The organism is Xanthomonas sp. BRIP62409 (assembly GCF_003992965.1).
Taxonomy (GTDB): domain Bacteria; phylum Pseudomonadota; class Gammaproteobacteria; order Xanthomonadales; family Xanthomonadaceae; genus Xanthomonas; species Xanthomonas euroxanthea.
Map to the genome: position 1 here is coordinate 48629 of NZ_QEZJ01000031.1, position 20121 is coordinate 68749.

Annotated in this window: 15 protein-coding genes and 1 tRNA gene; 9 read left to right on the forward strand and 7 right to left on the reverse strand. The window is 68.5% G+C overall.

What is annotated here, in order from left to right; all coding sequences use genetic code 11:
- Window position 1: 1 nt before the first annotated feature.
- A complete protein-coding gene (gene tsaE, locus EO170_RS18770) occupies window positions 2-502 on the reverse strand; it encodes a tRNA (adenosine(37)-N6)-threonylcarbamoyltransferase complex ATPase subunit type 1 TsaE (RefSeq protein ID WP_126947320.1) in 501 nt (166 codons plus the stop codon).
- Window positions 499-1986, reverse strand: a complete 1488-nt coding sequence (locus EO170_RS18775) for an NAD(P)H-hydrate dehydratase (RefSeq protein WP_126947323.1) — start codon at window positions 1984-1986, stop codon at window positions 499-501. The genes tsaE and EO170_RS18775 overlap by 4 nt, the downstream gene beginning before the upstream one ends.
- 24 nt (window positions 1987-2010) lie before the next feature.
- Between EO170_RS18775 and queG the strand changes: the two genes are divergently transcribed.
- Both queG and xseA read left to right on the forward strand, forming a co-directional pair.
- Window positions 2011-3078, forward strand: coding sequence for a tRNA epoxyqueuosine(34) reductase QueG (queG, locus tag EO170_RS18780; RefSeq protein ID WP_104649052.1), 1068 nt, complete (start codon window positions 2011-2013; stop codon window positions 3076-3078).
- A gap of 54 nt (window positions 3079-3132) precedes the next feature.
- On the forward strand, window positions 3133-4470 hold the full coding sequence (gene xseA / locus EO170_RS18785; protein WP_126947326.1) for an exodeoxyribonuclease VII large subunit: 1338 nt from the start codon (window positions 3133-3135) through the stop codon (window positions 4468-4470).
- 25 nt (window positions 4471-4495) lie between these two features.
- Here the strand turns inward: xseA and EO170_RS18790 are convergent, their stop codons facing one another.
- Both EO170_RS18790 and EO170_RS18795 read right to left on the reverse strand, forming a co-directional pair.
- On the reverse strand, window positions 4496-5743 hold the full coding sequence (locus tag EO170_RS18790) for a virulence factor (protein WP_126947329.1): 1248 nt from the start codon (window positions 5741-5743) through the stop codon (window positions 4496-4498).
- Between the two features lie 253 nt (window positions 5744-5996).
- Window positions 5997-7859: a formylglycine-generating enzyme family protein gene (locus EO170_RS18795; RefSeq protein WP_104582240.1), complete on the reverse strand. Its 1863-nt coding sequence runs from the start codon at window positions 7857-7859 to the stop codon at window positions 5997-5999.
- 97 nt (window positions 7860-7956) lie between these two features.
- Between EO170_RS18795 and rnd the strand changes: the two genes are divergently transcribed.
- The 5 genes from rnd (at window position 7957) to EO170_RS18820 (ending at window position 11711) form a co-directional block, all read left to right on the forward strand.
- Window positions 7957-9051: a ribonuclease D gene (rnd, locus tag EO170_RS18805; protein ID WP_115676873.1), complete on the forward strand. Its 1095-nt coding sequence runs from the start codon at window positions 7957-7959 to the stop codon at window positions 9049-9051.
- A 460-nt stretch (window positions 9052-9511) separates the two neighbouring features.
- Complete coding sequence (locus tag EO170_RS18810) at window positions 9512-9913, forward strand: H-NS family nucleoid-associated regulatory protein (protein WP_104649055.1); 402 nt, start codon at window positions 9512-9514, stop codon at window positions 9911-9913.
- Between the two features lie 88 nt (window positions 9914-10001).
- Window positions 10002-10077, forward strand: a tRNA-Ala gene (locus EO170_RS18815).
- 171 nt (window positions 10078-10248) lie between these two features.
- Window positions 10249-10425: a hypothetical protein gene (locus EO170_RS21550; RefSeq protein WP_164739116.1), complete on the forward strand. Its 177-nt coding sequence runs from the start codon at window positions 10249-10251 to the stop codon at window positions 10423-10425.
- A 206-nt stretch (window positions 10426-10631) separates the two neighbouring features.
- Window positions 10632-11711, forward strand: coding sequence for a sensor domain-containing diguanylate cyclase (locus tag EO170_RS18820; RefSeq protein WP_126947332.1), 1080 nt, complete (start codon window positions 10632-10634; stop codon window positions 11709-11711).
- Window positions 11712-11935: 224 nt separating this feature from the next.
- Here EO170_RS18820 and EO170_RS18825 read toward each other — a convergent pair whose 3' ends face one another.
- Together EO170_RS18825 and EO170_RS18830 are read right to left on the reverse strand one after the other, a co-directional pair.
- Window positions 11936-12445, reverse strand: a complete 510-nt coding sequence (locus EO170_RS18825) for a chemotaxis protein CheW (protein WP_104582169.1) — start codon at window positions 12443-12445, stop codon at window positions 11936-11938.
- Between the two features lie 11 nt (window positions 12446-12456).
- Window positions 12457-14115, reverse strand: coding sequence for a methyl-accepting chemotaxis protein (locus EO170_RS18830; protein ID WP_104582168.1), 1659 nt, complete (start codon window positions 14113-14115; stop codon window positions 12457-12459).
- A 297-nt stretch (window positions 14116-14412) separates the two neighbouring features.
- On the opposite strand from EO170_RS18830, the gene EO170_RS18835 reads away from it, so the two are divergent.
- On the forward strand, window positions 14413-15033 hold the full coding sequence (locus EO170_RS18835; protein WP_104582167.1) for a DNA-3-methyladenine glycosylase: 621 nt from the start codon (window positions 14413-14415) through the stop codon (window positions 15031-15033).
- Here EO170_RS18835 and EO170_RS18840 read toward each other — a convergent pair.
- The gene (locus EO170_RS18840) at window positions 14973-19367 is read right to left on the reverse strand and encodes a DEAD/DEAH box helicase (protein WP_126947335.1); all 4395 of its coding nucleotides are present in this window, start codon (window positions 19365-19367) and stop codon (window positions 14973-14975) included. The two genes, EO170_RS18835 and EO170_RS18840, sit on opposite strands and share 61 nt — an antisense overlap.
- A 230-nt stretch (window positions 19368-19597) precedes the next feature.
- Between EO170_RS18840 and EO170_RS18845 the strand changes: the two genes are divergently transcribed.
- On the forward strand, window positions 19598-19942 hold the full coding sequence (locus tag EO170_RS18845; RefSeq protein ID WP_119128642.1) for a DUF3301 domain-containing protein: 345 nt from the start codon (window positions 19598-19600) through the stop codon (window positions 19940-19942).
- Window positions 19943-20121 lie beyond the last annotated feature (179 nt).

Sequence of the window (20121 nt, forward strand, 5' to 3'; positions counted from 1 at the left end):
TTCATTGTTGTTGTGAGCCGGCAAAAAGACGCTGCAACTGCGGCAGGCCTGACAGCCGCGTCAGCCAGTCGCGCCCGGGTTGGCTGCGGCCCAGCAGCGTGACGCTGCGGCCCTCGCCATCGACAGCCAGTTCCACGTCCAGGTCCACCGGCGGCAACGCGCCCGCGCCGCGCTCGGGCCATTCCACCAGCCACAGGCTCGCGCTGCCCTCGTCGAGCCCGAGAAAATCCAGTTCCCCGGCCTGCCCGATGCGGTACAGATCCAGGTGCCAGGCCTCGTCGCCGGTGCTGAGCGGATAACGCTCGACCAGGGTGTAGGTAGGGCTGCGAATCGGGCCGGTGACGCCGAGTGCGCGCAGCAGCGCACGCGCCAGTGTGGACTTGCCCGCGCCGAGATCGCCGTGCAGTTGCACCATCGCGCGGGCGGGCCGTACCGCGGCCAGGGCCTGCCCCAGGCTTTCGGTGACCTGCGCATCGGCCAGGTGTGTGCTGAGCTGGCTCATTCAATGGCTCCGGCATTGGAGAGGCGGCGCAGCTCGGGCAGCAGATCGGTCGGCAGCAGGCCGCGCTCGCCCGCGCGCGCAGCCGCATCGCCGGCGCAGGCATGCAGCAAGGCACCCAGGCTTGCCGCATCGAACGGCGACCAACCCTGCGCCAGCAAGGCGGCGATCACGCCGGTCAGCAGGTCGCCCATGCCGCCGACCGCCATGCCCGGATTACCGGCGTCAATGATGCGCGGCACTGCGTGCGGCGCGGCGATCACGCTGCCGGCGCCCTTGAGCACCACCACGGCATCGAAACGTTTGGCCAAGGCGTCTGCGGCAGCCAGGCGGTCGTGCTGAACCTGCCCGGTCGACATCCCCAGCAGGCGACCGGCTTCGCCCGGATGCGGTGTCAGCACGCGCGGGCCGCGTGTCGGCACCTGGTTGGCGGCCAGCAGGTTCAGGCCATCGGCATCGATGACGACGGCGCTGTCCGACGCCAACACGCCGTGCCACAACGGCTGCGCCCAGGCGTCCTGGCCCAGGCCCGGCCCCAGTGCGACCACGTCGGCCGCATCGGCCAGCGCGGCGATGTCGTCGCCGGCCTGCAGCGCGCGCACCATCGCTTCCGGGCAGCGCGCCAGCAATGGCGCGACATGCTCGGCGCGGGTGGCGACCTGCACCAGCCCGGCGCCGCTGCGCAAGGCCGCTTCGGCGGTCAGCATGATCGCCCCGCCGCTGCCGAGGTTGCCGCCGACACACAGCACGCGCCCGGATTCGCCCTTGTGCGTATTGCGTCGGCGCGGGCGCAACTGCGCGGCCAGGGCGTCGATCTCCCAGCTGTGCGCGGCCGGCGTCAGCCCGTCGAATGCCGCATCCGGCACGTCCAGCGACGCGACTGCGCGCGTGCCGGCATGCTCCAGCGCATCGCCGGTGTAGAGCCCCACGTGCGGCACGATGAACTGCAAGGTGGCGTCCGCGCGCACCGCAGCACCGAAGGCCACGCCGTGATCGGCATCGATGCCGCTGGGCACATCCAGCGCAAACACCGGCACGCCGGCGGCGTTGATGGCATCGATCAACGCGCCGGTCTCGCTGTCGGGCGCGCGGTTGAGGCCGATGCCGAACAGCGCATCGACGATCACATCGGCCTGCGCCAGCGGAGATGGAAACAGGTCGATCGCACCGCCCACGCCCAGATAGTCGGTGCAGGCGCGCTGCGCCAGCGGCGCGGCCGGGCCGTGCCCGGGAAGATGCACCACCTGCACCTGGCGCCCGGCCCGCTGCGCCAGGCGTGCCAGCACATAGCCATCGCCCCCGTTGTTGCCGGTGCCGCAGACCACCACGATGCGGCGTGCCCGTGGCCAGCGTTCCAGCAGGACCTGCCAGGCGGCCTGCCCGGCACGTTGCATCAAGGTATAGCCGTCGCCGCCGAGCAGCGTGGTGGCCTGCGTGTCCAGCCTGCGCGCGGCGGCGGTGTCGTAAAGATCGAGCGGTGCGTACATGCCGGGAATTCTATACTTGTCGCCATGTCTGCCGTCCTTGCCCGTCCCGACCCCACCGACGCCGCCGCGCGCATCCGTGCGCTTGCGCGCGAGGCGGGCTTCCAGCGCTGCGGCATCACCGGCATCGAGCTGGGCGAAGACGAGGGACACCTGCGCAGCTGGCTGGAAGAAGGCCTGTACGGGACCATGCACTGGATGGCCCAGCACGGCGACAAGCGCTCGCGCCCGCAGGAGCTGGTGCCCGGCACCCTGCGCGTGTTGTCGGTGGGCATGGATTACGGCCGCAAGGACGACAGCGAAGCCTGGAACACCCTGCACGACGGCCGCCGCGCCTACGTGGCGCGGTACGCGCTGGGGCGCGACTATCACAAGCTGATGCGCAACCGGCTGCAGAAACTGGCCGAGCGCATCCAGGGCGAAGTCGGCGCATTCGGCTATCGGGTGTTCGTCGATTCGGCGCCGGTGCTGGAGCGGGCACTGGCACGCAACGCGGGCCTGGGCTGGATCGGCAAACACACCTGCCTGATCGATCGCAAGGGCGGGTCGTGGTTCTTCCTGGGCGAGATCTACCTCGATCTGCCCTTGCCCATCGACACCCCTGCCACCGCGCATTGCGGCACCTGCACGCGCTGCATCGACATCTGCCCGACCCAGGCCATCATCGCCCCGTACCGGCTGGATGCGCGCCGCTGCATCGCCTATCTCACCATCGAACACGAGGGCGCAATTCCCGAGCAGATGCGCAAGCCGATCGGCAACCGCATCTTCGGTTGCGACGACTGCCAGCTGGTCTGCCCCTGGAACAAGTTCGCCCAGCGCACCGACGAAGCCGATTTCCGCGCCCGCAACGAGCTGGATGTGGCAACGCTGCCGCAACTGTTCGCCTGGGACGAAGACGAATTCCTGCGCCGCACCGAAGGCAGCCCGATCCGCCGCAGCGGCCATCAGCGGTGGTTGCGCAACATCGCCGTCGGCCTGGGCAATGCGCCCGGCACGCCGGAGGTGCTGGCGGCGCTGGAGGCGCGCCGCCACGACGACTCGGAACTGGTACGCGAACACGTGGGCTGGGCGCTGGCGCAACACGGTTTGTAGGTTTGCGCCGGATACGCTCACGCATGCGCATCGCCGCTGCGGGATAATGCGGCGATGGCCGACCGCAACGAACAGATCCTCACCCCCAGCCAGCTCAACACGCTCGCGCGCGACCTGCTGGAAGGCAGCTTCCCGCTGGTGTGGGTGGAAGCAGAGCTGAGCAGCGTCACGCGCCCGTCCTCGGGCCATCTGTACTTCACGCTCAAGGACGCGCGCGCACAGATCCGTTGCGCGATGTTCAAGCCCAAGAGCACCTGGCTGAAGTTCCAGCCGCGCGAAGGCCTGCGTGTGCTCGCGCGCGGACGCCTGACGCTGTACGAAGCGCGCGGCGACTACCAGCTGGTGCTCGACCACATGGAAGAGGCCGGCGAAGGCGCCCTGCGGCGCGCCTTCGACGAACTGCGTGCGCGCCTGGCCGCCGAAGGCCTGTTCGATGCCGAGCGCAAGCAGCCGTTGCCGGCGCACGTGCGGCGGCTGGCGGTGATCACCTCGCCCAGCGGCGCGGCGGTACGCGACGTGCTCAGCGTCCTGGCGCGCCGCTTTCCGTTGCTGGAAGTGGACCTGTTGCCCTCGCTGGTGCAGGGCGACAGCGCTGCTGCGCAAATCACCTCGCTGTTGCAGCGCGCCGATGCGTCCGGGCGCTACGACGTCATTCTGATCACCCGTGGTGGCGGCTCGCTGGAAGACCTGTGGGCCTTCAACGACGAACGCCTGGCCCGCACGATTGCCGCCACGCGCACGCCGGTGGTGTCGGCGGTCGGGCACGAGACCGACTTCAGCCTCAGCGATTTCGTGGCCGATGTGCGTGCGCCCACGCCGTCGGTGGCGGCCGAACTGCTGGTGCCCGATCAGCGCGAGCTGGTCGCGCGCGTGCGGCGTGCGCATGCGCGCATGGCCCAGCTGCAGCAGCATGCGCTGGCCACTGCGATGCAGCGCGCCGACCGGCTCGCCCTGCGCCTGCGTGCACACAGCCCGCAGGCGCGACTGCAGCTGCTGCAACGCCGCCAGCAGGATGCCGGACGCCAGCTGCGCGCGCGCCTGACCCAGGTGCTGGAGCGCCTGCAGGCGCGGGTGCAACGGTCGCAGGCGCGCCTGCAGGCGCACAACCCGCAACGCGACCTGGCCACGCTGCAACAACGGCTGCGTGCGCTGCATCCGCAGGCAGCGATGCAGCGGCGCCTGCAGCACGACCAGCTGCGGCTACGCAGCCTGGCACGCTCGCTGGAAGCGGTCAGCCCGCTCGCCACCGTCGCGCGTGGCTACGCCATCGTGACCCGCCCCGCCGATGGCAGCGTGGTGCGCAGCGCCGCCGAGGTCAGCGCCGGCGAGCACCTGCGTGCGCAGCTGGCCGATGGCAGCATCGCGGTGCGGGTCGAGCCGGGCGACGCCTGACATCCGGCAAGACATCACGCGCGCGCTAACCGTGACCAGGCGTCTTCGCCGCCTGCTGCCAACCTTGCAGCAGCAGCCCGGCCAGCGCGACCGGATCATGGTCGAAATGATGCCCGCCCGGACGCGCCACCACCTGCACGCCCCGCGCGCGCAGCTCCGGGCACAGGGTGTCCTTTTCCTGCTCGCCGTAGATGCATTGCAGGCGATGCGCGTCCAGCGACTGGATCGCCGGTTCCACATCACGCTCGGCATCGTTATGCCAGCCCAGCCAGCCACCGACGCGCACCTTGAAATCGGCTTGATGGGCCAGGCCCAGCAGGCTGACAAACTGCACCGACGCACGTTGCTGCGGCGACAGCTCGGGATAGGCAAACGGCAGCACATCGGCACCGAACGAGTAGCCCACCAAGGCAACGTGCTGGATATGCCAGCGCTGCCGATAGCTTGCGATCACCCGGTCCAGGTCCGCCCCGACCTGCTGCGGCGTACGGCTGGCCCAGAAGTAACGCAGGCTGTTCCAGCCCACCACTGACACCCCCTGCTGCTGCAATTGCGCGGCGATGCCCTTGTCCAGTTCGCGCCAGCCGCCGTCGCCGGACAGCATCACCACCATGCGATCGCTGCCGGGCGCATGCAGTTCGACCAGCGGCAGATCGCCCACGCCGTGGGCCTGGGCCGTGAGGAAATGGCCGCGGGTGGCGGCAGCGATCTGCGTGGGGCTGGCAGCGTCGACCAGATCGTCGAGGAAGCCCTGGTTGGCATCGGGCATGTCGCGTGCGCAGGCCAGGGCGCCAGCGCTGGCACCGCCATCGGCGACAACCGCGCCACCCAGCACGTCGGGCGCGGCCGAGGCCAGCGCCTGCCGCGCCAGCACCGCGCCATCGCCCTGCCCCACCAGGACCGGCGGCAGGAATGCGTCGACATGCTCGGCGCGCAGCAACTTCTTGCCCAAGCGTTCGGCATCGTCGGCCAGGGAACTGCAGGCCGCATGATGCGCGCGCACGCGTTCGCGATAGCTGGCGGTGTCGATCACCGCGACCAGCGCGCCATCGTTGCTCAGCATCTCGGCAAGCCGCTGGCCGTCCTGCGCATGGCCGCTGTCGGGCAACAGCACCACCATGGCCTTCGGCGTGCCTTCCGGACGCAGCACCTCCACCGAGCGGTAATGCCCGGCGGTATTTCCGTCCTGCAGATGCCGCGCCACGGCGTAGCCGCTGCCGCCGATCAGCAGTAGTGCGACGACCCAACGAAACAGTTTGATTCCCCAGCCCATCACCGCAATCCTCGCAAGCGCTGGCGCTTGGACCGCGGCCAGGGTGACCGGTTCCAGCGCGATCACGGTCGGTGTTCGCTGCGGTTAAGCCAGCGCGCTCACTTCGGTGTGTGGCCGCCGCGACGCGGAAGACCGTGCACGTCGTCGTCGATGTCGCGCCCCGAGACGCGGATATGGCACACAGCATGGCGATCGGCGATCGCTGGCCATGCGGGTGCAGACCGCGCATGCGCAGCGGCAATGCAACTGCGCCCTAGATGCCGCGCGCCAGGCGAAAGCCGATCCGCGCGCTGGTGCTGTCCGAATCCTGCGACTGCCGCCAGGCCGCACGCGTCTGCTGCGGCGAATTGGCCCAGCTGCCGCCGCGGATCATGCGCTGCCGGCAGCCGGGGTTGAACCACGCCGCACCGTCGGCCGGCGCGCGGCGGTAGCTGGCATGCCAGCAGTCGGCCACCCACTCGCTCAGGTTGCCGCCCATGTCGTGCAGCCCCCAGGCGTTAGCGCGAAAGCTGCCGACCGGCGCCGGGCCCCAGAAGCCATCGCCGTAGCCGACAAAACCGTTGTTCCAGTGCCGGCCGCTGCGCGAGACATCGTTGCCGCCGGTGAAGTTGCCCGCATCCAGCGGCGGCGAGCCGGCATTGCCCCAGGGATAGCGCCCGGTGGTGCCGGCGCGCACCGCGTATTCGAACTCGGCCTCGCTGGGCACGTGGTAGTGGCGGCCGGTCTGTTCCGACAGCCAGCTCGCATAGGCTTCGGCGTCGCGGATGCTGACGTGCATCACCGGGCTGTTGGGGGCGGCCTGCGCGCCGTTGTAGTCGGACTGCCAATCCACCCCGCTGCGGCGGATGAAGTTGCCGCTGCGCTCGTCGTACACCACCGAATGCCCGCGCCGGGTGGCGCGCGGGCGGGCGCCGGTTGCCTCGACGAACTGGCGGAACTCGGCGACCGTCACTTCGGTGATCGACAACGCAAAGCCGCGCGCGAAACGCACGTAATGCGACGGCCGCTCGTTGTCGGAGGCGCCGGGCTCGGCATCGCCTGCGCCCATCTGGAACGCGCCATGCGGCACCACGATCATCTGCGGACCACGCCCACCGACCTTGAGCCCGTCGGTGAACACCTGCCCGGGGCGGAAGCTGCCGTAATGGGTGGCCAATTCCAGCCGCCGCCGCAGATCGCCGGCCACCGCATCGCCTGGATCAGCGATGCGCAGCACTTCGGCCAGCGTTTCGCCGGCCGCCTTGAGGCCGCGCGGGGAGGTCAGATCGTGCAGGCCGGCGTCGTGCAAGGCGGCGATCTGGGCACGGCGCATGCGCTCGATGCGCGCACGTGCGTCGGCAATGGTCGGAGCGCGCTCACGTACCTGCCCGGCCATCTGCAACCAGTAGCGCGCGCCGATGAAGTCGCTCGCCTCCGCAGCCTGTTCGGCGCGTGCCAGCAGGCCGCTTTCCACCGCAGCCAGCCCCTGGCGCGTGCGCGGGTTGTCCGGATCCAGCTGCGCCGCATCGCGAAAGTTCACCAGCGCCCCGTTGCCGTCCTCGCCCAGCCGGCCGCCGCGCAGATCCTCCTCGCCGGCACGGTTGAAGCTCAGCACCCGCTGCGCGGTTTCGACCGCGCGTTGCAGCGTACGCACCTTCGGATCCTGCGGAGCGAGCGCCAGCGCCACGATGGCCAGCTCACGCGCCTGTTCCAGTGCACTGTCCTGGCGGTCGGTCTGCTCGATCAGCGCTTCGCCCAGCTCGATCAAGCGACGCCGCGCCTGTTCCAGTCCGCGACGGCTGGCCGCGTCCTTGCCGCCGGCGCGCTGCTGGATCGCCAGGTACAGCGGAATTGCATCGTCCGCATTGCGATACAGCCGGTCATCCTGCAATGCCTGGTCGGCGCGCTTGCGCGCCTGCGCCAGCGTCTCGTCGCCCAGGTCCACCGGCGGTGGCTGCCATTGCGCCACGGTCTCGGCGGACTCTTCGCCACCGATGGACACATTCGGCTGGCTCGACGGCGCGGCGGCGGCAGCTGGGGGCGCCGCGGCAGGCGCCGGCGTCGGTGTCCGCGAACAGGCGCACACGCCTAGCGCGAGCAAGGCCCATGCTGCGATCCGGTTACCGCACTCACCCACCACCTGCTCCTTCCAGTGCTCTGCCGCACGACAGGCGATCGCGACGTTAGGCTATTCTGCGCGTTCTGCGCAAACCCTCGCTGTCGACGGAAATCACGTGCCCCATTGGATCACCCACCCCTCCGAGCTGACCGAACGCCTGCAGGCGTCGCGTCCGTCCCGCATTGGCCTGGATACCGAATTCATTCGCGAACGCACCTACTGGCCGCAACTGGCGCTGGTGCAGATGGCCATCGGCGAGGAGATCCTGTTGATCGACCCGCTGATCCCGGGCATGAACGAGGCGCTCAAGGCGTGGTTGACCGCCACCGACATCGTCAAGGTGATGCATAGCGCCAGCGAGGATCTGGTCACCTTCAAATGCGCGTGCGGGGTGTTGCCGCGGCCGTTGTTCGACACCCAGATCGCCGCCGCGCTGGCGGGTGTGGGTGGCGGCATGGGCTATCAGAAACTGGTGCAGGAAGTGACCGGCACCTTGCTGAGCAAGGGCGAGACGCGCTCGGACTGGATGCGCCGCCCGCTGTCGCCGGCGCAGCTGGAATATGCTGCCGACGATGTGCGCTACCTGTTCGCCATCCACGACGAACTCACCCGTCGCCTGACCGAGCAGGATCGCCTGGGCTGGCTGGCCGAAGATGCCGAGCGCCTGCTCGCCACGGTAGAGCACGACGACGGCGAGCGCTGGCCGCATGTGAGCCTGCGCACCGCGCAGTTCCTGGAACCGGCGGCGCAACGTCGCCTGTTGCGCCTGCTGCGCTGGCGCGACCTGCAGGCGCGTCAGAGCGATCGCCCGCGCAGCTGGATCCTGGACAATGAACTGGCCAGCCAGCTGGCACGGTTTCCGCCGGCTGATCTGGACGCCCTGCTGCGTCAGTTCGACAAGTTCCCCAAGGCGCCGCGCAAGCTTGCCGCCGCCGTATGGGAGGCGCTCAACACGCCGCTGCCCGACGAGGAGCACGCGCCGCTGGCGCAGGCCGCCACCGACGGCAACAAGGTCGTGCTCAAGCGCCTGCAGGATGCAGTGGCCCAGCGCAGCCGCGAGCTGGGATTGCCCGACGGCATCCTGGCCTCGCGCCGGCACCTGGAAACCCTGATCGAGCAACGCAGCTGGCCTGCACCGTTGGGACAATGGCGCCGCCATGCCCTGGAAGCGCAGCTGACACCACTGCTGGAAGACACTGCGACGCAGTGAGGTGGTGCAGCGGTCCTGAGATCACGCCTCCATGCGCCCGCCGCGAGGCGGGCAAAGCGCAGGCGGTTTTCAGCCAGCTTCACTTCCACAGCGCAGCTTGTGGATCCGACCACACGCGCGAGCAGCATCTCCGTCGATCGCCTCATCTGATTGATATCGCGCCATCGAAGCTGGCGCAGTCAGGACATGTTCTGGTCACGAAGCGGTCAGTGTCTGACCAGGACTGCATGGATGTGTCATCTCGCCTGGCCTGCTGCTGTATCGTTACGGCCGGGGTCGCCGTGTGCGCAAGCATGTTCGGCGGCCTCGCCAGACACCGCGAACGCGCGAACAGGCCCTGTGAAAGGCCTGCTCACTATCTGCAGGCGCGCGCGCGCAACGGCCGCCCCCGGGCCACATGCCATAATGACGCGTGTCCATCGGGCAACGTCTCCACCACTTATTCCGAGGCTATACCTCTGTGAGCAATACCACTTCCAAACTGGATTCCATCGCACAAGCCAAAGCCAAGCTGCTGGACGAGCTGCAGAAGCTGGAAGAACAGGAAAAGACCGAGCGCGCCAGCGAGGCATCCTCTGCGCATGCCACCATCGTCTCGCTGCTGGAACAGTTTGCCGGCCACTTCAACACCAAGCAGCGCAACGATATTGCCGCTTACCTGGGCACCACTGCTGCACGCAAGGATGTGGTCAAGAGCGGCCGCAGCGAAGTCAAGCCGAAGTACGAACTGCCGCACACCGGCGAGACCTGGTCCGGCCGCGGCCGCACGCCCAAGGCCTTCGCCGCCTGGGAAGGATCGGTGTCGTACAAGGAATGGAAGGCTAAGAATCCGGACCTCAAGTTCCCGCTCGTCCGCGAGTGATTGCCGCAGGATCGCGCCTTCGGGCGGCGATCCAGGCTGCCGGCCTGCTTGGCGAATCGCGCCACATGTGGGTAGAATCAGGACACGTGGGGCGGTAGCTCAGCTGGGAGAGCGTCGCGTTCGCATCGCGAAGGTCGAGGGTTCGATCCCCTTCCGCTCCACCATTGCTTCAACCGTAGGGCCTCGGAAACGCCATGTTTCCGGGGCCTTTTCGTGTCAGGCGTGTGCATCGGGAGCGCGTCGGCCAGTGCAGTGCCGGTGCCGGTCACGGCCATGTCGCCGGGATCACATCGTGCGCGCTAACGTCCGTCTCATCATCACGCCGGACGCAAGCCATGAACAACAAGCAGAGCCAGCCCGACAAGGCCGCCGACAACCAGCACGGTGTTTCGGAGAGCCAGCAGGATCGCAAACAGGATGAGGCCGCCAAGCAGCGCCCCGGACAGGAAGACCTGCAGGTCCATGACGAACAGACCCGCCGCCCCAAGGGCAACGCCGGCCAGGGCGAATGACCTGCCGAGCAGGGTGGTTTCGCAGCGCCTCAGCGCGGGTTCGCTGGCGCTGCTCCGCCCTGCCCGATGTGGCAAGATCGGCGACAGCCGTCATCCGCCGGGGCGGATGAGGCCTACGCCAACTTGCGCGCGCGATGGGCTGCGACACGCCCTCGCCGCACGCACACCTCCATCGCCTGACGGCGCCCTGTTCCGGTGGTCTTCGCATGCAGATTCCTGACGCGTCCGCGCTGCAACTCTTCCACGCGACGCTGTTGCCAGGCGATGCCGCCGTTGCGGCGCAGATGCCGGCCAACGAAGACGAACGCCTGGCTGCACTGCAGGACTACCAGCTTCTGGACACTGCCCCGGAGCCGGTCTACGACGAATTCACTTCGATCGCGGCGGCGGTCTGCCGTACGCCGATGGCACTGATTTCGCTGATCGACACGCAGCGCCAGTGGTTCAAGTCGAAGCTGGGCATGGCGCCGAGCGAAACCCCGCGCGAGCTGTCGTTCTGTGCCCACGCCATCCTCGAACCCGATCACGTGATGGAAGTGGGCGACACCCAGCTGGATGCGCGCTTCGTGCGCAACGCGCTGGTCACCGGCGAGCCGCAGATCCGCTTCTATGCCGGCGCCCCGCTGCTGACCTCCGACGGGATCGCGCTGGGCACGCTGTGCGTGCTGGATCGCACACCCCGCCGCCTGTCGGTCGCCGAGCGTGACGCACTGCAGGCACTGGCCAGGCAGGTCGTCAACACCATCGAGTTGCAGCGTGCGGCCAGGCTGGTCGAGCTGGACGCATTGCGCGATGACCTCACCGGCGTGTGGAATCGCGCCGGCCTGGAGCAGGCACTGCAGACGCTGGCACAGGGATCGGAGACGGCCGCGTCGCCATCGCTTGCGCTGGCACTGATCGACCTGGACGGCTTCAAGCGGCTGAAGCTGCAGGCTGGAACGGCAGCAGCGGACGCCACGTTGGTCCAGGCTGCCAGGATGATCGAAGTGCAGCTGCCGGAGAGCGCCACGGTGGCGCGGTTGAGCCGCGACCAGTTCTGTGTCGCAGTGCCGGAGACAGCGGCGACCGAGGCCATGGAAATGATCGAGGCCGTGCGCAGGGCGATCGAAGCGGCGCGCTGGCCAGCCGGTGCACTGACGATCAGCGCCGGCCTGGTCGAGGTGGCAGCCGGTGCGTCGCTCGACAGCAACGCCTTGCTGGCGCGTGCACGGCACGCCCTGCAGGGCGCGATCGGCAAGGGACGCAACTGCGTGCGTCGCTTCGATGGCTGGCATCGGCAGGACTGAGCTGCAGACCACGCCCAGGCCTGAGGAGGTCGGTCACCAGCGCGCGGATCGCCCCGGCCACGCAGCCTCGGGCGGCGTGGTCGATGCCGGTGTCCGGCTGCAGTCGTTGCGGTTGCGGATGCAGTGTGTACATCCGCGCCCGCTTCCTTCAATGGTCGATCACACGTGGCGGGCAGCCGCCCGGCGAGTCCGCAGCCGTGTTGGTGGGCTGCGCCTGGCCAGGCTCAGGCTGCCAAGGCATCGGTGTTGCCGGCAATCTCATCCACCTGCAGCACCTGGTCCATCTCCAGCAGCACCACGAAGCGCTCGCCCACCTTGCCCATGCCGCGCAGCAGGTCGCGGCGGATATGCGTGCCGAATGACGGCGCCGCTTCGATGTCCTGATCGGCCAGTTCGATCACCGCGTTGACCGCATCGACCAGCACCCCGATCACCTGCGGTCCCTGCGCTTGTTCGGTGGCCAGGATCACGATGCAGCTGCGTTTGCTGATCGCACTGTCGGCACGCCCGAGCCGCGCCTGCAGGTCCACCACCGGTACCACCGCACCGCGCAGATTGATCACCCCGCGCACGCAGGCCGGCATCGACGGCACCGGCGTGGGCGCGCGGTACTGGATGATTTCGCGAATGCCAACAATGCTGATGGCGAAGATTTCACCATCCAGCTGGAAGGTCAGGTACTGGGCTGCCGCAGCGGCGTCGCCAGGCATCACATCGGGGGTCTGTGCAGTCATCGATCGGTCTCTCAGAAGCGGGCGAACTGGCCTTCGTCCGGGCCCTCGGACATCGCATAGGCCGGCGCCGCGGTGCTGCGCCAGCCGCGCGTCCCGGGCGCACGTGCCGGGCCTGCGGCCGCCACCTTGCCGCGCTTGGGCGGGGTGCTCGCAGGCCCCTGCCCGCCCAGGCGGAAGAACGCCATGCTCTGCTGCAACTGCTCGGCCTGCGCGCTCATTTCCTCGGCGGTGGCGGCCAGTTCTTCCGATGCACTGGCGTTCTGCTGGGTGGTCTGGCTCAGCTGCACCACCGCCGAATTGATCTGGCTGACGCCGGAGGATTGTTCCTCGGACGCGGCGGAAATCTCCTGCACCAGGTCCGAGGTGCGCTTGATGCTGGGCACGATGGTGTCGAGCAGACGGCCGGCACGATCGGCCAGCTCGACGCTGGAACTGGCCACCTCGCCAATCTCCTGCGCGGCCACCTGGCTGCGTTCGGCCAGCTTGCGCACCTCGGCGGCCACCACGGCAAAGCCCTTGCCATGCTCGCCGGCGCGCGCCGCCTCGATCGCCGCGTTGAGCGCGAGCAGATTGGTCTGGTACGCGATGTCGTCGATGATGCCGATCTTCTGCGCAATCTGCTTCATCGCCTGGGTGGTGGCGACCACCGCTTCGCCGCCTTCGATGGTTTCTTTGGCGGCCTGCGTGGCCATGCCATCGGTGATGCGGGCATTTTCGGTGTTCTGGCTGATCGATGCGGTCATCTGTTCCAGCGAGGCGCTGGTCTCCTCGACACCGGCGGCCTGTTCGCTGGCAGCCTGCGACAACGATTGCGCGGTGGCGCTGACTTCTTCCGACGCGCTGGCCAGGGTTTCGGCACTGGTGTTGACCTCGCCGACCACCTGCGACAGCTTCTGCACCATCGTACGCATCGCTTCGAGCAGCTGCGCGGTCTCGTCGCGGCCATGCACGTCGATGCGCATGGTCAGATCGCCTTCGGACAGCCCATTGGCCACCGTCACCGCGCGGCGGATCGGGCCGGTGACGCTACGGCTGATCACCACGCCGAGAATCGCGCCGAGCAGCACGCCGCCGCAGATGATGGCGATCAGCAGCTGGGAGCTGCGCGTGTGGATGCTGCCGGCTTCGGCATTGGCCGAGGCGGCACTGCGCTCGCGCAGCCCGCTCAGGTCGGTCATCAGGCTATCGACCTCATCCGAACTGGCGCGTACCGCACGCGACAACTCGGCCAGTTCCGGATTGGCGTCGCGCAAGGCTTCGCGGTTGGCGGCGTCGATGAAGCGGCCGCGCTCTTCCAGGTATTTCTGCCAGGCGCGGTCGAATTGCGCCAGCTTGTTCCTGCCTTCCTCGGTCTGGAAACTGGGCCGCGCGCGCGTCATGTAGTCGACCACCTTGGCGGTGTACTTGTCGATGTTCTGCACATGCGACTGACGCTCTTCGGCGCTGCTGGCCAACAACAGGTTGGCGCGTGCGCGGCCGGCGTAGATGAGGTTGATATTGGCCTCCTTCACGTTCGACAGGCCGAGCAGCTCGCGCTGGTACAGCGAGGTCGACAGGTCGCTGATACGACCGGAGTTGGAATAGCCGACCCAGCCGATGCATGCGCCGATCGCCGAGACGATCAGGAACGCCACGATCAGCCTGGTTCCAATTCTGAAGTTGCCTAACATTGGGAAGTTCTCTTGAGATGGTGCATGTGCGACCTGCAGTGCAGGGTCGCCCGGTGGCGTGATGCGGATGCCGCTCGCTGCGATGCGGCTTGTCTAACCAATCGCTAATGGCTATCGGCGACGTCAAAACGCGCTTGAGACACAAACGGTGCTTAACCACGTATTCACACCATCGGATATGCGCTTTTGTGACCGGTCACGCGCTCGCAGGGCCAGGCATTCAGAAAATTCCTACCCCCCGGATTGATGCCCGGACAGTCCGCAGCGACATCACGACTGCACGGTTAGGCTTGGCGCATGTCGCCACAGCCACTTCCACGTAGTTTCTATGCGCACGATGCCCGCCAGGTCGCACCGCGATTGCTCAACAAGGTGCTGGTCAGCGCGGATGGGCGCCGCGGCCGCATCACCGAGGTCGAGGCGTATTGCGGCAGCGAAGATCCGGCCGCGCATTCGTTTCGCGGCATGACCCCACGCACGCAGGTGATGTTCGGCGCACCGGGGCATCTGTATGTGTATTTCATCTACGGCATGCATTGGGCGATCAACGCGGTGTGCGGTGGTGCGCCCGGGCATGCGGTGCTGATCCGCGCGCTCGAGCCGCTGGCCGCAATCGCCGCGATGCAGGCCGCGCGCAGCGCCGCCCCGCTCAAGACCTTGACCACCGGCCCCGGTCGCCTGGCCCAGGCATTTGGCGTGAACGCCACGGACAACGGGCTGGACCTGACCGACGCGCGCGCACGCCTGTGGATCGAGGACGATGGCCTGCCGCCGCCATCCGGGCCGCTGGCAACGCCGCGCATCGGCATCCGCAAGGCGATGGATGCACCATGGCGCTGGGTGGTGCCCGATAGCCGCTATCTGTCGCGTCCGCTGCCACGGACGACAGGCGCGCGCGCGGTGCTGCCGGGCGACTGAGCCAGCCACTGCTCCATCGGCGTCTGCTCGGCGGCGCCAGGCCCACGCTGCAGCAGGCGCAGGGCCTGCTCGGCCTGCTCGGTACTCAGGTCCTGCAGCGGCTGGAAGCGATCGGCCGCCCATACCGCCATCGGCAGGCCATCGAGATAGGCCACACGGTTGCCCGGCACGCGTGCGACGCGCTCGCCCGGCAGGAGGCTGCCCAGCAGATTGCTCGGGTCGCTCGCGCTCACGCACACCCACTGCTGCGGCAAGGCTTGCGCACGTACGCGGCGCAGGGCGGCGATCGCATCCGGCAACGCAAACTGCTCGCCGGACAGGCCGGCGATGAAACGCCCGCCACGGATTTCGCCACGCGCTTCCAGGCGTTGGTACATGCGCAGCAATTCGCGCCACGGCGGCAACCACGCCGCCTCGCGCTCCAGCAGCCGCCAGCAGACCACGCCGTAGCGACGCAACAAGGTGTGCGCCACATGTTCGAGCATGTCCTGGTGGCGCTCGCCGGCCTCGGCCAGCGGTAGCTCCGGCAGCGCGCGTACCGGCGCCCAGCGCCCGGCATCGCGAATGCCCAGGGCACTGGCGCGGCGCCGGTGGCGCGACAGCGCCGAGGGCCGCTTGGATGCCGGCACCAGCAGCGCGCGCAGCCCGGCATAACTGTCGCAATGCGCACGCCCGCGCATCACCAGCTCGCTCAGGGCATCTTCTAATTCGGTGCTCATCAGCCGGGCCGCATCGGCAATCTCGTCGAAGAACAAGGCGCCTTGCTGCTGCAGGACCTCCGCCACCCGTTGCGCGCGCGAACCCAATGGTGCGTCGTCGCCATCGCGTGCCAGGCTGCTCCAGCGTTGCGCGGCGCGGCGCGGCAGCAGCACGATCGGCGTGCTACGCAGCGCGGCACCGCCACGGCCGCCGCCGGGCCGCAGCCGCGCCCACACGGTGCGCCCGGCAGTGCACAGCTCGTCCAGCCAGGCCGGTTGATAGTCGCGCACGCGTGCCGGCAGCAGCTCGCTTTCCCACAGCACTGCGGGGGCCTCGAAGCCTTCCAGCTGCCCGACCACGCCGGCCAGTGCGTCCGGCCCTGCCACACGGCTGGCGCCATCGACGTGCTGCCACTCGAACAGGAACCGCGCGTAGTCGCGTTGCGCCACCGGCTCGATCTCGCGGCGCAACCGCCCCAAGGTATAGCGATGGATGCGCGCCAGCAGATGACGTTCGCACCATTCTTCCGACTGCGCCTGCGCGCTGAAGTGGCCGGCCATGACATAGCCCTCGCGCTGCAGCGCGGCCAGGGCAAGCACGATCTCGGATTCGGGCAGGCGCAATGCGCCCGCCAGGGCCGGTACCTGCGCCGGGCCGACCGCAGACAGGCGCCCGCGCAGCAGCTCGCGCACGGCCCAGTCGCGCTGCCAGTCGGCAACGCGGCAATCTGCCGGCGCCTGTAGCGGCGGTTGGGCAACGGCATGCGGATACAGCGGCACAAACCAGTCGATGCGCTCGGCACTGATCCACAACGCGGGCACCCCGTCGAAGGCAAGACAACTGGCGCGCCCATCGCCGGCGAGTGCAGCCAGCCACGCCTGCCATTGCGCATCGCCCGCTTCATCGACCGGAAGCACACCGAGTCCGACCAACGCCTCGTGCATTTCTTCGGCATCGCGCGGCTGCGGCCAGGCCTGTTCACGCACCGAGGCGATGGCCTCGGGATCGAGCTGCCCCAGGTCGTCGCTGCTCTGCGGCGTATAGCGACGGCTCTGCACGGCCTGGGTGCGGCGCTCCTCCAGCGGTGCGTCGTCCAGGAAGGCATACGGCCGCGCATTCAAGGCTTCGGCCGCCAGCGGCGACGGTGCCGCCAGATCGCGCGCCACCAACGTGATCGCGCCCGACTCCAGCCCGCGCAGCACCTGCAACCAGCCCTCGCTGTCCATGGACTGATGCAGGCAGTCTTCCAGTGTCTGCGCCACCAACGGGTGGTCCGGCACCTCGCGCTCGCCGACCAGGTTCTCCGCGCAGGCGACCTGGTCGGGGAACACGGTCGCCAGCAGATCCTCCGACTTCATCCGTTGCAGTTGCGGCGCGACCTTGTGGCCGCCGGCAAAGCGCGGCAGCGCCATCGCATTGGTCGCATTCCAGCGCCAGCGCACGCCGAACAGCGGTGCATCCAGCAGCGCCTGGATCAACACATGCTCGGCCGATGACGAATGGAGGTAGCGGGCCACCTCCTCCAGCGCAAAACTGTGGCTGGTGGACAGCGACAACACGATCGCATCCTCGGTCGCGGCGGCCTGCAGTTCGAAGTTGAAGGTGCGGCAGAAGCGCTTGCGCAACGCCAGTCCCCAGGCACGGTTGATGCGGCTGCCGTACGGCGAGTGGATCACCAGCTGGGTGCCGCCACTGGCATCGAAGAAGCGCTCCATCACCAGACACTGCTGGGTCGGCATCGCGCCCAGGGCCGTGCAGGCATGGGCGAGATAGTCGACCAGCTGGCGTGCAGCTTCCACCGACAGACCCAAGACGTCGTGCAGCCAGTCGCAGGCGGCCTGATGTGGCGGGCTCTCCAGCCGCACCGCAATCTCGCCGCGCAGGCGCGACACCGCCGCCGACAATTCATCGCTGCGCCCGGGCGCCTCGCCGAGCCAGAACGGGATATTCGGTGGCGCGCCCTTGGCATCTTCCACGCGCACGCGCCCGGCATCCACGCGCAGGATGCGGTAGCTGGCATTGCCAAGCTGGAACACATCGCCGGTAAGGCTTTCGACCGCAAAATCCTCGTTCACCGTGCCGATCTTTTCGGCCTGCGGCTCCAGCACCACGCTGTAGTCGCCGGTTTCGGGAATGGTGCCGCCGGAGGTCAGCGCGGTCATGCGTGCGCCACGCCGCGCATGCAGGCGCCGATGCACCGCGTCGCGATGCAGGTAACCCGCACGCGGCCCAAGCCGTGTGCTGAAGCCCTCGCACAACATGCGCACCACGTCATCGAAGCTCGCACGGCTCAGCTGCGCGAACGGCCAGGCACGACGCACCAAGGCGAACAACGCGTCTTCGTCCCAGTCCTCGCACGCGGCCTCGGCCACGATCTGTTGCGCAAGCACGTCGATCGGCGCCAGCGGCATGCGCAAGGCGTCCAGCTCACCGCGGCGCACGCTGTCCAGCAGCGCGGCGCATTCGATCAGCTCGTCGCGGGTCTGCGGGAACAGGCGCGCCTTGGGCGTGCCGCCGACCTTGTGCCCGGAGCGTCCGGCGCGCTGCAGGAAGGTGGCGATCGAGCGTGGTGAACCGAGCTGGCAGACCAGGTCCACATCGCCGATATCCAGACCCAGTTCCAGCGATGCGGTGGCCACCAGCACGGTGAGGTCGCCGGCCTTGAGCCGCTGCTCGGCCAGCAGACGCGTTTCGCGCGACAAGCTGCCGTGATGGGCGGCGACGCGCTGCTTGCCGAGCAGATCGCCAAGATGGCGCGCAGCCCGCTCGGCCATGCGCCGGGTATTGACGAACACCAGCGTGGTGCGATGCTGCTGCGCAAGCCTGGCGACATCGGCATACACCTGCAGCCACTGATCGTTGCACATCACCACGCTCAGCGGCGTCGGCGGCAGGGCCAGCGCCAGATCGCGCTTGCGGGTGTAGCCGATATCCACGATCTCGCAGGGCGGCGGCTGGCCGGCATCGCCCGCCCCGACCAGGAACTGCGCCACGATCTCGATCGGCTTCTGCGTCGCCGATAAGCCAATGCGGGTGATCGGGCGCTCGGCCAGCCGCTGCAGTCGCTCCAGCGTCAGGCTCAGGTGGCTGCCGCGTTTGTCCGCCGCCACCGCGTGGATTTCATCGACGATGACGGTGCGCACATGCCGTAGCGCATGGCGTCCGGAGGCCGAGCCCAACAGCACGTACAGGGACTCCGGCGTGGTCACCAGGATATGCGGCGGCGTGCGGCGCGCTTGCGCTCGCTCACGCTGCGGGGTGTCGCCAGTACGCACCGCCGTGCGCACTGCCACGTCCGGCAGGCCGCTCGCGACCAGGGCCGTGCGGATGCCCTGCAACGGCGCATCCAGATTGAGGTGGATGTCGTTGGACAGCGCCTTCAGCGGCGAGACGTAGACCACGCGGGTTTCGTCCGGCAGCGCGCCACCGTTGGCCAGGCCGTCGCGGATCAATGCATCGATCGCCGCGAAGAACGCCGTCAACGTCTTGCCCGAGCCGGTGGGCGCGGCTACCAGCGTGTGGCGTCCGGCCTGGATCGCCGGCCACGCGGCAATCTGCGCCGGCGTGGGCGCAGCGAAGGTCTGCGCAAACCACGCAGCCACGACAGGATGGAACTGCTGCAGGACAGGATGCATAGGCGATACCGCAGGCCGTGATGCCAAGCCAGGACCGACGGCGCGTGGATTCAAGGGGGTGAGTTCAATGGATGGGGTTGCGCTGCGCCCCACACAAGCCAGCCGCAGCAATGGCGATGCATCATGAAATCGGAGGACGACCGGCGCGCGACCTCGCCGGCGGCCAACGCAACACTGCGGCCCGGCGCGACGATTGTCGACCGGGCGCGTGCCATGGCACATTGACGCCCATGCCCAGCCTGATTCTCTTCATGATTGCCGGCGCCGCGCTGTACGCGTTCTGGAACTCCTCGCGTGCCGCAGCCGAACGTGCCGACATCCTCGGCCGCAACGCCTGCCGTGCCGCCGACGTGCAATGGCTGGACCAGAGCGTGCATTCCACCAACCTGCGCATCTGCCGCAAGCCCAATGGCTGGCTGGGCTTCGAGCGGACGTTCCGGTTCGAGTATTCGCACGATGGCATCGACCGGCATAGCGGCCGCCTGGTGCTGCGCGGCGATCAGCTGATCGCCTTTACCGGACCGCAAGTGGCCACGGTGACACCGCTGAGCCCGGATCATCAGCGCCTGAACTGACCGCGATCTGGCCGCTGTGGACGCCTGCAGGCGCCTGGCCTGCAGGCGGCAACCGAAGACCAGCGTCCTGCAGCGCATTCAAGAAGCCGCCGCAGTGACTGCAACCGCATCTGTCGGTGCCTCAGGCGACCGCGGTGCACACACCACGCGTACCTGCCGCGGCACCGGACGGGCGCGCG